Genomic DNA, 12,705 nt, shown 5'->3' with positions numbered 1-12,705 from the left:
AGCTCAGAACGGCTCCGGTGCGACCAGCGGTGCCGGGCCTTGCCGGGGGGTGACGACCGCTCTCACCCCGGCGGATTCCAGCGCCTCGGCCACACCGCGGACCGTCGCCGACATCACGGCCGATCCGTGCAGCGGGTGGTGCCAGATCCGAAGGGTGAGCATCCATCGTGTCGGAGAGATCGAGGCGAACGACACGCCGGGATGCTCACGGGCATGAACGCCCTCGACCTCGCCGGCGGCACGGGAGATGATCGCGATGATGTCATCCACGACGATCCCGTCTTCTCTCGCGACCCGGATGTCCACCGCGCTGCGACGCGCGCCGTGACGGGAGTCGTTCACCAGAACTCCGGTGAGGAGCGTGGCGTTCGGCACATGCACCGTCCTGCCGTCGACCGTCGCCAGGAGCACCGCGCGTCCGTTGAGCTCCTGGACGACGCCGCGGATCGGCCCGTCGGGGCCGTCGATCTCGATCTCCTCCCCGATCTTCACGGACTGGCGGGATTGGATGAGCACCCCGGCCGCGAAATTGTCGGCGACGCCGCGGAGCACGAGGATCAGGACGACCACGGCGATGGCCGTCATGGCCAGGAGCGGCTGCACGTTCGCCCCGAGGAACGCCAGCCCGACGCCGATGCCCACCAGGAGCAGGGCGTACTGGGTGAAGCGTGCCGCCAACTGCGCGACCGAGTCGGAGATGCCCGGCGTCCGTGTCGTCAGCTTGAGCACGCCTTTCCGGGCGAAGCGGGAGAGCAGCCAACCGATGAGGATGGACAGCACCGCCAGCACGATCTGCCACGGCGAGAGTCCATCGGGGAACAGCGCGTCCAGCGTCACGTTCGCCGACCACTCGATCGGGGGCTCCAGCGCATCATCCGACCAGGATGCGGCGCGCGCGCTCGCCGCGGACGATCGCTCTCATCCGGAGCGGGTGAGCGCGGAGCACGGCTGGGCGGTATCGCCCGTTGAGGATGAACGATGTTCGTCCGCGCTTCCGCAGCGCCGGAGACTGAGGGCATGTCGACGACGCCCCCATCGCCGGATCTCCTCACGGCAGCCCGCTCGCACGGCGCGACCCGCGAACGGGCGCGGGAAGCCATCGGTCTCCAGATCTCGATCTTCGCCTTCGTCGTCGCAGCGCTCGTGGCCCTCGTGGTGTTCCGTCTGCGGTCGGCGCCCATCTCCGGCCCCGACTCGCTCGGGCAGTTCGCGGCACTGGCATCCGCGGTCACTGCGGTCGTCGTCTTCGTGCTGGGTCGCGTCATCGCCGCCGATCCCGAGAGGCACAGGCGGCTCGGGGTGCTCGACATCATCGACATCGCGGCCTTCGCCTTCGCGCACGCCATCATCGCCCTGCTCGGGTGGACGCTCGCTGCGACGATCATCGAAGCGGGTCTGATCGGAGCCGTCGTCTACCCCGTGCCGGTCCTGATGCTCGCCGGCGCCGCGAGCGGGCTCACCGCCTACGTGACCTACTACTCCGCGACCCATCTGGACCTGCAGCTGCTGGCGACGGTCCTCGCGGTGTTCCTGGTCCTCGGGATCCTGGCGAGCATGCTGACGGCGAGCGACCCGCAGTGGTGGAAGGAGAACCTCAGCGCGCTCGGCATGACCGACGACCTCTCGGCGCGGGCGTTCAACCTCACTCTGATCGTCGCCGGGATCCTCGTGACCACGCTCGCCCGCTACGCGACGAGGGGCATCCCCACCCCGCACCCGCGCGGAGTGACCTCGGTGCGGACCTGCCTCATCATCGTCGGGCTCTTCCTCGGCATGGTCGGCGTGTTCCCCGTCGATGAGCACTTCGCGCTCCACACCGCGGTGGCGTCGGGAATGGTCGTCGCGTTCGCCGTGCTCGTCGTCGCGATGCGCTGGTGGGTGCCCGGAGTCTCGCGCACCTTCCTGCTGCTGGGTTACGTCTTCACTCTCCTGATCGTGGTTCTGGCGGTGTTCTTCGCCGTCGGCTACTACACGCTCACTGCCGTGGAACTGGTGGCCGGGACCGTCGTGTTCACCTGGATCATCCTCTTCATCCGCACCGCTGATGCCCTCAAACGAGACGAGGGAGCGAGGACGGGCGACTAAAGATCACCCGGAGGATGCCCTTGAGGGGTATCCGGCACGCCACTAGCTTTGGTGCCATGTCGCACCCCGTACGCTCGACGAGGCCGGGACCCACGGTGCGATTCCGGCCACCGGCTCCCCAGCCCGGCGCGATCCGTCGTGATCGGGTGAGCGCAGCGATAGGGGCGGCCGTCGTGAACGCGCAGTTGACGGTGATCAGCGCCCCGAGCGGATTCGGGAAGACGACCGCGGTCGCCGATTGGGCCTCGGGTGTCGATCGGGTCGCGTGGCTCGGACTCCACACGTTCGACTCCGACCCGTCCCGGTTGACTCAGGGGGTCGTGAACGCGCTGCTCACCGGCGCCGAGCGTTCCGGCCGTCCTCTCGATCTCGACCGTGATCTGGAGGATCCGGACAGGGCGTACCAGGAGATCTGCCGGGCGTTGGGAAATTCGGACGAGCGTATGCACCTGATCGTCGACGATGCGCAGCGCGCGGGCGAGGAATGGCGCAGGGGACTTCTCGGCATGCTCGCCGAGCAGGCGCCGGAGAGTCTGCACGTCGTCCTGGTAGGGACGACCCTGCTCGAGCTGACGCTCTCCCGTCATCGGCTGATGCACCCGGAGGCCTTCGTCGGCGTCGACACCCTCAGCTTCACGGGAGAGGAGGTTCGACTGCTGCTCGACGGGGACGCGGCCCACCTCGAACCCGAGACGATCCTCGACGAGACTCAGGGGTGGCCGATCGCCGTCAGACTGATGATGATCGGCGGAGCAAGACCCGACGCGCAGGCGCAGAGCGCCTCGAGTTTCCTGGGCAGCTACGTGAGGGAGCATGTGCTCGGGAGCCTTCCTCCCGACGTCGCGGACTTCGTGCTCGAGGCGAGCGTCTGCGGAGAACTCACCCCCGAACTCGCCGCCGCTGTCACCGGGCGCCCCGACACCGTCACGCTGCTCGAGACCTGCGTACGGCTCGGTCTGTTCCTCGACCGGTTCGAGAGTCCACAGGGCGTCGTGTATCGATGGCATGCCGCCTTCGCACGACGATGCGCCGAGATCCTGGGCCAGGATGCAGCGCGCGCGAAAGAATGCCACAGGCGCGCCGCCGCCGCCCTGGAACCGACGGATCCGACGGCGTCGATCGCGCATTCGCTCCAGGCGTTCGACTTCCTCGCTGCGCGCTCGACCCTTCTTCGGCACTGGCTCGGGCTCGTGGTCGGGGCGAGGGCGGACGAGGTCGAGCGCACCGCGACCGAGATGCTGCGACGCACGCCCGACGACGCCCAGGTGCTGCTCGTGCGCGCCTGCGCGAGCGATGTGCTCGGTGACCATCGCGTGGCGCGCGAGTTGTTCCGGCGTGCGGAGGCGTCGATCGCGCGATCGGCCGAACCCGATGAGCCTGTGGTGCTCCAGATCGCCCGACTGTTCATCGCCGATGAGCGCGCGGAGGTCGCGAGCGCGAGCGCCACGGTGCGGCAGATGCTGCTCGATGACGATTCGACGGAGCTGAGCGACCGCGCCGCGCTCAACTACCTGCTGGGATGGACCGAGATCCGGCATCGCGGCAATCCCCTGATCCCGCTCGAGTACTTCTCCGCGGCGGCCAGGGAGGCACGCGGCTCCGGAGATCGGGAACTCGCGAAACGGGCATCGGGACACCTCGCCTTCGGGCAGACGTGGGCGGGTCGCCTCACCGAGGCCCGGCAGTCGCTCACCCGTGTGCACGAAGCGGAGGACGTCGGTCTGCCCTGGAGCACATACGCCGGCGGCAGCGCCGCGGCGGCCGCGGGATTCGTCTCCTACTGGTCGGGTGACCTCGTCGACGCCATCCGCGAGTTCGGGACGGTGATCGCCAACGGCAGCTCCGATCGCTCCTTCACGAGCGTGGCGCGCATGATGATCGCCTATGCAGCGGCGGAGACCGGAGACGTCGCCGCCTGCCGTCGCGCGGCGATCGGCATCCAGGACATCCCGCTGGAGGTGGTGCACGGCATCTCCTGGCCGGCGTTCCGTGAATCATCGGTTGCCCTGCTCGAAGAGGCGGTCGGCCGGCAGGACCGGGCGATGCGGATCGCGCGCAGGTATGTCCATTGCCCCGACCTCCCCGTCGTCAACGTCGCACTGGCAGGGGTGTTCCGCCGGTCCGGCGAGTACTCGGCGGCGTTGGAGATGCTGCGATCCCTGCGGGCATTCAGCGAGGTGTCGTACGTGAAGTCGGCGACGCTCATCACGGCAGCTCTCCTGCGCCGTCATGGCGGGCACCATGAGCAGGCGCACGAACTGTGCGAGGCTGCCGTCGCCGTCGCGGCGGGGGAGAACATCCGCCTTCCCTTCGGCCCGCGCGAGACAGCGGTGCGCAAGCTGTTGGGAGAGCATGTGCATTTCGGCACGCAGTTCGAGGACTTCATCGGCAGGTGTCTCGCCACGGATACGGCCGGGTCGCTCGTGGACGCGCTCTCGGAACGCGAGCGTGATGTGTTCCAGCAGCTCCAGACGGCGCGTACGCTGCAGGAGATCGCGCGGGAGCTGGCGGTGTCGATCAACACAGTGAAGACCCACCAGCGAGCGATCTACCGCAAACTCGGGGTGTCGTCGCGACGTGAGGCCGTGCGGACCACCGTCTGACATGGACGGCTGCCCGGCAGGAGGCCTCACACCTCGTGCAGTGCCGACGAGAGGATCGTGTTCGCGATCGACGCCGGTATCGGCTGGGTCGCGAGGATGCGGTCCTCTCGGTGGTCGACGTCACGGGCGAACCGCTCGACCCAGATCGGCTCCACCAGGATGAGCGCCGCGAGTGCGCCGAGGGGAACCGTCGCCGCGAAGTGACGAGCGTCGTCCTCGCCGATGAGACCGGGAGTCTCGAGGGCGAGGCCGGCGAGTGCGAACTCGTCACGGTCGACCTCGACGATCCGGTGCTCCTCGAGGTCGAGCCGCTCGATCATCAGGAAGTCGAGGAGGCGGATGGCGCCGGCCTCCACCTGTCGCAACAGGGCCTCGAGGACGTTCGGGCGGAGGCGGTCGCCCTCGAGGTGCACGGCGACGAACTCGACGTCGCCGAGCGCCTGCAGAGTCGTCACATCGACCACCTCGACCACGGCCTCAGCTCAGAGCGCGGGTCTTGATGGCCGCGAACTCGTCGGCGGTGATGGTCCCCGCGGCGAGCAGCTTCGATGCCTTGTCGATCTCGTCGCTCGGGCTGGAGCCCGCGACGCTGCGGATGTAGGAGTCGGCTGCCTGCTGCTGGTCCCTGTAGGCGGAGACACTCCGCTCGCCCATGCCTCTGCCGCGCGCGATCAGGTAGACGAGCGCCGTGAGGAAGGGGACGAAGATGAGGAAGATGATCCACACGGCCTTCCACCAGCCGTTGAGCGTGTGGTCGCGGAACAGGTCGGCGACGATGTTGAAGAGCACCATCAGGTAGGAGACGAACACGAATACCCAGAAGAACCACCAGATGATGTCCCAGAAACTGTCCCAGATGGACATGTCGCACCTCTTTCGTCGAGTGACTGCGTACGGCGATCGTGACAGGACGCATCGTCGCGCGGGGGAGTCGCTCACCCTGATCGGGCGACCCCGCACGACGGGCAGGGGTGAGGGTCTCATCCGCTCGGGGTGAGAGAGCGGCCCGCGCCGGGCGCGGCGATGCGACCATGGTGCACAGTCGTGGCCGTGTGCCCCGTGAGAGAGGACCATCCATGAATGACTTCCGTTTCGGTCCCGCCGAGTTCTATCTCGTCGGGTTCGAAGGAACCCGCCCGGACCCCGCGACATTCCGCGCGTTGACCGACCTCGTCGACAGTGGGATCGTGCGCCTGTTGGACTTCGTCGTGCTCGCGAAGTCGGAGACCGGGAAGGTCGAGATCGTCGAGCTCGACGACGACGACGGAGTCCTGGACCTCGGCGACTTCGAGCCGATCGCGGCGGGTCTTGCGGGCGAAGAGGACGTCGAGTCGTTGGCGGGCGCGCTCGCCCCGGGACAGTCGGCTGCCCTGGTCGTCCTGGAACTCGCGTTCGCTCGCACGCTCGCACAGAATCTCGCCGCGGCGGGCGGACAGGTGCTGCGCACCGAGCGTGTTCCGGCGCCCGTGGTGAACGCCATGATGGACATCCTCGATCAGGAAGGTGAATGACATGCCCTTGAGAAGATTCGGTCGCCCCGGACTGATCGGCCTCGCCGCCCGGACGGCAGTGGTGGCCGGGACCGCGACCGCCATCGGCGGGGCGATGTCGCGGCATCAGCAGGAGCGTGCGCAGGGAGAGTACGAGCAGCAGCAGTACGAAGCCGCACAGCAGCAGGCGCAGATCGACGCCGCGGCTCAGAACGCCGCATCGCAGTACTCGTCTCCGCCTCCGGCCGCGCCCGCGCCCGCGCAGGGGGATGACCTGATCGCGAAACTGCAGCAGCTCGCGTCCCTCAAGGACTCCGGCGTCCTCTCCGAGGCCGAGTTCGCCGCAGCGAAACAGAAGCTCCTGAGCTGAACACACCGATGATCCGTCGTCTGCGGAATGGCCGAAGCGAGAAGGACGAATGAGCGAACTGGACGATCTGCGAGCGCGTGTCCTGCTTCTCGAACAGGAGAACGAGACGCTCAAGAAGCCCCGTCGGCGTCCGGTGGCCAGAAGCATCGTCGCGGGGATCGTGCTGGCTCTTGCGGTGCTGATGGAGCCGGTCGCCGCGATGGGGACCTGGGCGCGCCTGCAGCTCGTCGATGCCGATCGGTTCGTCGCGACGTTCGCGCCTCTGGCCGAAGACCCGGACGTACAGGACTTCGTCGCGGATCAGGTCAGCTCGGCGATCCACGAGCAGGTGGACTTCGACGCGATCGTCGGCGAGGTGTTCGACGGGATCCGCGAACTCGACCTTCCGCCCCGTGCCTCCTCCGCCCTGTCGTTGCTGGAGGCTCCGGCGGCCAGTGGGCTGACCTCCCTCGTCGACGGTGTCATCCATGACGTCGTGGCATCGGACCAGTTCGCCGACATCTGGGCGCAGACGCTGCGCATCACTCATGAACGTGCCGTCGCGATCCTGCAGAACAGCCCTGACACGGCCCTGCAGCTCGCAGACGACGGGGTTCTCTCGATCGACCTGGGTCAGGTCGTCGACCGCGTCAAGGCGGTGCTGACGGAGCGCGGTGTCGGGTTCGCCGACCTCATCCCGGAGATCGACCGATCGGTTCCCATCGCCCAGGCGGATGCCCTCGTCCTGGTGCGCACGATCTATCAGATCGCGGTGGCCGCCGGATTCTGGCTGCCATGGGTCGTTCTCGGTCTCGTCGTCGTCGGCATCCTCCTCGCGAGGAACCGCGCGCGTGCTCTCTTCTGGACCAGCGCGGGATTCGCCGTCGCGTTCCTGCTCCTGTCGGCGGGGATGGGCATCGGAAGAACGTTCTTCATCGGCGCCGTGAGCCCGTCGATCATGACGGCGGCGGCCGCGCAGTCGCTGTTCGACGAAGTCACGTCGCTGCTGAGCTCGACGATCGTGGCTCTGGCCCTGGTCGGAGTGCTCGTCGCCGTGTGGGCGTGGCTGGCCGGATCGAGCCGCAGCGCCGTGGTGACACGCGGAATCCTGGAGAGCGGCTTCACGGCGGTCCGGAGCACCTGGGAACGACGAGGCCTGTCGACCGGACGATTCGGCCTCGCGGTCGATCGCTTCCACGGTCCGATCCTTCTGGTCGGGTTGGTGCTCGCGCTCCTCATCCTCATGGCGTCGAGACCGGTCTCGTTCGGAGCGGTGTTCGGGGTGACCGTCGGACTGCTCGTCTTCGCCATCGTGGTCGAGCTGCTCAGGCGACCCCCGGGCGCAGCGATCGTTTCCCCGAGGGAAGAGCCACTGGTCGAAGAGCCGGAGGAAACCGACCCGGCCGACGCGGAGAACGCCCGACGGTGAGTCTCCGACGGGCGTTCTCCCCGACATCTCAGGCGCGCGCGGAGTCGGGAAACACCTGCTCCCAGTCGTCTCTGACGCTCACGACGGTGTAGCCCTTGTCCGCAGCGTCCGCGAGGGCCTTCTCGGCGCCCGCGTCGTAGGGGATGTCGCCGCGTGACGGGTCGTCGTGGTGGACGAGGAGTGCGAAACCCGGCCGGGGTCCTCGGCGTGCGAAGTCCATCATCGCCGTGTCGCCGTTGGAGTTGCCCCCCACGAACAGGGGGCGCCGGCCGATGCGGGTCCAGATGCGGATCGGCTTCTCGGGGCCGTCGTCGAAGAAGGCCAAGGAGGACGAGTACCGCACGGTCGCCTCGGCATCGTCCCACGCGAGACCGAAGGCCGACCCCACCACGCGCTCCGGGGGGATCCCGTAGTTGGCCTGCGTCATCGGACGCATGAAGTCACGCTCACCTCCCGAGACGATGTAGCAGGTGAAGCCGTGGTGCTCCAGAAACCTGAGCAACTCGACCATCGGCTGATACACGGTCTCGGCGTAGGGGCGCTGCAACGTCGGATGCTGCGCGGTGCGGTAGAACTCCGCCACCGACGTCGCGTAGTCCTCCACGCTCATCCCATCCGTGAGCCCGACCAGCGCCTGGATGATGATCCCGAGGTCGGAGTCGTCACCACCGTAGTGCTTGTCGATCGCCGCTCCCAGCCACGCGAAGTCGCCGCTCACGGCTGCGAGATACGGCTGCCTCTCGGCGAGCTCCGGTTGCCGCTCCGCAGCCGCACGCCACTGCTCCACGACGAAGTGCAGCTGTGTGATCATCGGCTTCTCCGACCACAGGGTCCCGTCGTTGTCGAACACCGCGATGCGCTCCTCGACGGGGACGGCGTCTGGCCCCGATGTCACGGAGGCGACGAAAGCCTCGATGTCTCGGCGTGTGCGGGTGTCGCGCCAGGAGGGGAGGGAAGGGTGAGCGGTCATGTGCGATCCTCGCGTCTCTTCGAATGCCGGCGGAAGCATCAGCGTGGCATCGTCCCGCGGTTCTCGACAGGCTGACATCACCCCGCCGGGGCGATGGTCCGCGCGGTCGAACACGGAGATCACCGCGTGATCGGAATACCCCAGGAGGGTATAGGGTTGACACGAAGGAGTACCCCACCCGGGTATGCTGAATCGAGAAAGGAACCCTCATGAACACGAGCGAGTACCAGGTGAGCGGAATGAGCTGCGGCCACTGCGAGGTCGCTATCCGCGGCGAAGTCAGCCAGATTCCCGGTGTCGATGCGATCGACATCAGCGCTCAGACCGGCAGGCTCGTCGTGACGAGCGCAGAACCCCTCGAAGACGCGGCGATCCTCGCGGCGGTCGACGAGGCGGGCTACCAGGCAGTACCTGCCTGATGAACACCGCAAGCCGTCTCGGTCTCTACGGCGCAGGTCTCGTGGTGGTCTTCGGGGTCGCGTTCGCGGTGGCCGGCGCCGTCGTTCCCGACAGCGCTGTGGCCTCCTGGACGGAGCGCGGGGGAGACGGCCACGATGAGCAGTCGGCGGAACCCGCCACGCAGAACACGGATAACGGGAAAGAGCAGGGGACAGACGTGAGTGGAGTGATGATCGCCGCATCCGGATACACCATCGGCGCGATCTCGGCCCCGGGGGAGACCGGGACCGCGGGGGAGCTCTCCTTCGTGGTGCGAGGGCCCGAGGGCGAGCCGGTCACCTCGTACGAGACGGCCCACGGCAAGCAGCTTCACCTGATCGTGGTGCGCAGTGACGGCAGCCGATATCGGCATGTGCATCCCGTGCTCGATGTCGGGACGGGGGCCTGGTCGCTGCCATGGACCTGGGAGGCTGCGGGTACGTACCGTGTGTACGCCGACTTCACCGCATCGGACGGGCCCGGGGTGACGCTCTCACGGACCGTCGATGTGGGCGGGCCGTTCACGCCGCAGCCTGCGGCCGAGACGCGGTCCACCGCCACCGTCGATGGATTCGACGTGTCGATCAGCGGTGACCTCGTCGCCGGTGCCGGGAGCGAGTTGACGGTCGAGATCGCTCGGGACGGGGTGCCCGTCACCACGCTCGAGCCCTACTTGGGTGCGTTCGGGCATCTGGTCGCACTCCGTGACGGAGACCTGGCCTACCTGCACGTGCACGCGCACGGAGATGAGCCCGCACCGGGTGAGGTCGCCGGTCCCGAGGTGGTCTTCACCGCGCAAGCTCCGACCGCCGACAGGTACCTGCTCTACCTCGACTTCCAGGTCGACGGGAAGGTCCACACCGCGCCGTTCGTCCTCGATGCGGTTCCCGCCGACCTGTCGTCGAACGACACGGGCGACGACCACGGCGGGCACTGAACCGCACCACCCCACTCTTTCCGCGTCCTCGGACGCGGAGCGCAAGTATCGAGGAGATCATCATGACGGACACGCAGTCCGCGGCCGCACCGGCCAGCGTGGAGCTGGAGATCGGCGGCATGACCTGCGCATCGTGCGCGATGCGGATCGAGAAGAAGCTGAATCGGATCGACGGCGTCACGGCGACCGTGAACTATGCCACGGAGAAGGCCAAGGTGATCGCCCCGGCCGGCTTCGATCCTGCTCTGCTCATCGCGGAGGTGGAGAAGACCGGATATACCGCGGCCCTTCCTGCGCCCGAAGCCGAGACGCGTCAGGACGATGCGGGCGATGCCCCCGATGCCGAACTCACGAGTCTCAAGCACCGGCTCATCGCCTCGATCGTCCTGACGGTCCCGGTCATCGCGATGGCGATGATCCCGGCGCTCCAGTTCATGTACTGGCAGTGGCTCTCACTCGCGCTCGCCGGTCCCGTCATCGTGTGGGCGGCGTGGCCGTTCCACAAGGCGGCGTGGACGAACCTGCGCCACGGCGCAGCGACCATGGACACCCTGATCTCGATGGGGACCATCGCCGCATTGCTGTGGTCGCTCTACGCCCTGTTCTTCGGGACTGCAGGAGTCCCCGGGATGACGCACCCGTTCGAGCTGACCGTGGCTCCGAGTGACGGCGCCGCGAACATCTACCTCGAGGTAGGGGCGGGGGTGACGATGTTCATCCTCGCCGGGCGCTATTTCGAGAAGCGCTCCAAGCGCCAGGCCGGGGCCGCGCTGCGCGCGCTGCTCGAACTCGGAGCCAAAGACGTCGCCGTGATCCGCGACGGTATCGAGAAGCGGATTCCCACGGCCGACCTCCAGCCGGGCGATGAGTTCGTCGTACGCCCCGGTGAGAAGATCGCCACGGACGGGGTCATCGTCTCGGGGACCTCGGCCGTCGACGCCTCGATGCTGACCGGCGAGTCGGTGCCGGTCGAGGTCGGTGAAGGGGACGCCGTGACCGGCGCGACCGTGAACGCCGGTGGCCGCCTGGTCATCCGGGCGACCCGTGTCGGCTCCGACACGCAGCTGGCGCAGATGGCGAAGCTGGTCGAGGACGCGCAGACGGGGAAGGCCGAGGTGCAGCGCCTCGCCGACCGCGTCTCCGGGATCTTCGTGCCGATCGTCATCGCGATCGCCCTCGCCACCCTCGGGGCATGGCTGGGAGCCGGGTTCCCTGCCTCCGCAGCCTTCACGGCGGCCGTCGCCGTGCTCATCATCGCCTGCCCCTGCGCGCTGGGCCTCGCCACACCGACCGCTCTGCTGGTGGGGACGGGACGCGGAGCGCAGATGGGCATCCTCATCAAAGGACCCGAGGTGCTCGAATCCACCCGCAAGGTCGACACGGTCGTGCTCGACAAGACGGGCACTGTGACGAGCGGCAAGATGACGCTCACCGCCGTGCACACCGCGGAGGGCGTCGATCGACGCGAGCTCCTGCGGCTGGCAGGCGCCGTGGAAGACGCGTCGGAGCACCCCATCGCGCAGGCAGTGGCGAAAGCCGCGACTCAGGAGATCGGCGCACTCCCGGTGCCCGAGGACTTCGTCAACGTCGAAGGCAAGGGTGTTCAGGGCGTGATCGAGGGGCACGCGGTGCTCGTGGGTCGGGAATCGCTGTTGGCCGAGTGGTCGCTGCACCTGCCCGCCGCGCTCGCTGCCGCGAAAGCGGAGGCCGAGAGTCAGGGCAAGACCGCCATCGCGGTCGGGTGGGACGGCGAGGCGCGTGGCGTGCTCGTCGTCGCCGACACGGTGAAGCCGACCAGTGCGCAGGCCATCTCGCAGCTCAAGAGTCTGGGTCTCACGCCCGTCCTCCTCACCGGCGACAACCGGGCGGTGGCGGAGCAGATCGCGGCAGAGGTCGGCATCACCGATGTCATCGCCGAGGTGCTCCCGAAGGAGAAGGTCGAGGTGATCACACGGCTGCAGCGCGATGGCAAGGTCGTCGCGATGGTCGGGGACGGCGTGAATGACGCGGCCGCACTCGCCCAGGCCGATCTGGGGCTCGCGATGGGCACAGGGACCGATGCGGCGATCGAGGCCAGCGACATCACACTGGTCCGCGGAGATCTGCGCAGTGCCGCGGACGCCATCCGCCTGTCCCGCAGGACTCTGGGCACGATCAAGGGCAACCTGTTCTGGGCCTTCGCCTACAACGTCGCGGCGATCCCGCTCGCTGCGCTCGGCTTGCTCAACCCCATGCTCGCCGGCGCGGCGATGGCGTTCTCCAGCGTCTTCGTGGTCGGCAACAGCCTCCGCCTGCGTTCCTTCCGGAGCCAGACGGCGGACCCCTCTCCGGCGGGGAGCCGTGCGGCGCGGGAACGCGCGACACCGGCAGCCCCCGCAGGAACCCACTGAAACCGAAAGAGGAG

12 protein-coding genes are annotated in these 12,705 nt (G+C 68.1%); 8 read left to right on the top strand and 4 right to left on the bottom strand.

Going from position 1 to position 12,705, the window contains the following annotated elements:
* Positions 1-3: 3 nt before the first annotated feature.
* Entirely contained in the window at positions 4-837 is an 834-nt protein-coding gene (locus tag L687_RS22450) for a mechanosensitive ion channel family protein (protein ID WP_021198027.1), read from the bottom strand.
* Positions 838-1,017: 180 nt separating this feature from the next.
* Here L687_RS22450 and L687_RS22445 point away from each other — a divergent pair, with 180 nt between their 5' ends.
* Together L687_RS22445 and L687_RS22440 are read left to right on the top strand one after the other, a co-directional pair.
* Positions 1,018-2,085, top strand: coding sequence for a DUF998 domain-containing protein (locus L687_RS22445; protein WP_084487203.1), 1,068 nt, complete (start codon positions 1,018-1,020; stop codon positions 2,083-2,085).
* Between the two features lie 56 nt (positions 2,086-2,141).
* Positions 2,142-4,688, top strand: coding sequence for a LuxR C-terminal-related transcriptional regulator (locus tag L687_RS22440; protein ID WP_152525827.1), 2,547 nt, complete (start codon positions 2,142-2,144; stop codon positions 4,686-4,688).
* A 26-nt stretch (positions 4,689-4,714) separates the two neighbouring features.
* Here the strand turns inward: L687_RS22440 and L687_RS22435 are convergent, their stop codons facing one another.
* Positions 4,715-5,143 carry a DUF6325 family protein gene (locus L687_RS22435; RefSeq protein ID WP_152525826.1) on the bottom strand — a complete coding sequence of 143 codons (429 nt, stop codon included), beginning with the start codon at positions 5,141-5,143 and terminating at the stop codon, positions 4,715-4,717.
* A gap of 22 nt (positions 5,144-5,165) precedes the next feature.
* Positions 5,166-5,552, bottom strand: coding sequence for an SHOCT domain-containing protein (locus L687_RS22430; protein WP_021198023.1), 387 nt, complete (start codon positions 5,550-5,552; stop codon positions 5,166-5,168).
* Between the two features lie 212 nt (positions 5,553-5,764).
* On the opposite strand from L687_RS22430, the gene L687_RS22425 reads away from it, so the two are divergent.
* Genes L687_RS22425 through L687_RS22415 form a run of 3 tightly spaced genes read left to right on the top strand, consistent with a single transcriptional unit; the run spans position 5,765 to position 7,956 of the window.
* Positions 5,765-6,199 carry a DUF6325 family protein gene (locus L687_RS22425; protein WP_021198022.1) on the top strand — a complete coding sequence of 145 codons (435 nt, stop codon included), beginning with the start codon at positions 5,765-5,767 and terminating at the stop codon, positions 6,197-6,199.
* Position 6,200: 1 nt separating this feature from the next.
* The gene (locus L687_RS22420) at positions 6,201-6,548 is read left to right on the top strand and encodes an SHOCT domain-containing protein (protein ID WP_021198021.1); all 348 of its coding nucleotides are present in this window, start codon (positions 6,201-6,203) and stop codon (positions 6,546-6,548) included.
* Positions 6,549-6,597: 49 nt separating this feature from the next.
* On the top strand, positions 6,598-7,956 hold the full coding sequence (locus L687_RS22415) for a hypothetical protein (RefSeq protein WP_021198020.1): 1,359 nt from the start codon (positions 6,598-6,600) through the stop codon (positions 7,954-7,956).
* Between the two features lie 28 nt (positions 7,957-7,984).
* Here L687_RS22415 and L687_RS22410 read toward each other — a convergent pair whose 3' ends face one another.
* Complete coding sequence (locus tag L687_RS22410; RefSeq protein WP_031206625.1) at positions 7,985-8,926, bottom strand: HAD family hydrolase; 942 nt, start codon at positions 8,924-8,926, stop codon at positions 7,985-7,987.
* A gap of 209 nt (positions 8,927-9,135) precedes the next feature.
* Between L687_RS22410 and L687_RS22405 the strand changes: the two genes are divergently transcribed.
* The 3 genes from L687_RS22405 to L687_RS22395 all read left to right on the top strand — a co-directional run bounded on the left by L687_RS22405 (position 9,136) and on the right by L687_RS22395 (position 12,691).
* Complete coding sequence (locus L687_RS22405; protein ID WP_021198018.1) at positions 9,136-9,345, top strand: heavy-metal-associated domain-containing protein; 210 nt, start codon at positions 9,136-9,138, stop codon at positions 9,343-9,345.
* Entirely contained in the window at positions 9,345-10,301 is a 957-nt protein-coding gene (locus L687_RS22400; RefSeq protein WP_021198017.1) for a hypothetical protein, read from the top strand. Before L687_RS22405 ends, L687_RS22400 begins: the two co-directional genes overlap by 1 nt.
* Before the next feature lie 62 nt (positions 10,302-10,363).
* A complete protein-coding gene (locus L687_RS22395) occupies positions 10,364-12,691 on the top strand; it encodes a heavy metal translocating P-type ATPase (RefSeq protein WP_021198016.1) in 2,328 nt (775 codons plus the stop codon).
* Positions 12,692-12,705 lie beyond the last annotated feature (14 nt).

It is taken from the genome of Microbacterium maritypicum MF109, from assembly GCF_000455825.1.
Lineage (GTDB): Bacteria > Actinomycetota > Actinomycetes > Actinomycetales > Microbacteriaceae > Microbacterium > Microbacterium maritypicum_A.
The sequence above is the reverse complement of the archived record's forward strand: the minus strand, read 5'-3'. Positions and strand labels throughout refer to the sequence as shown.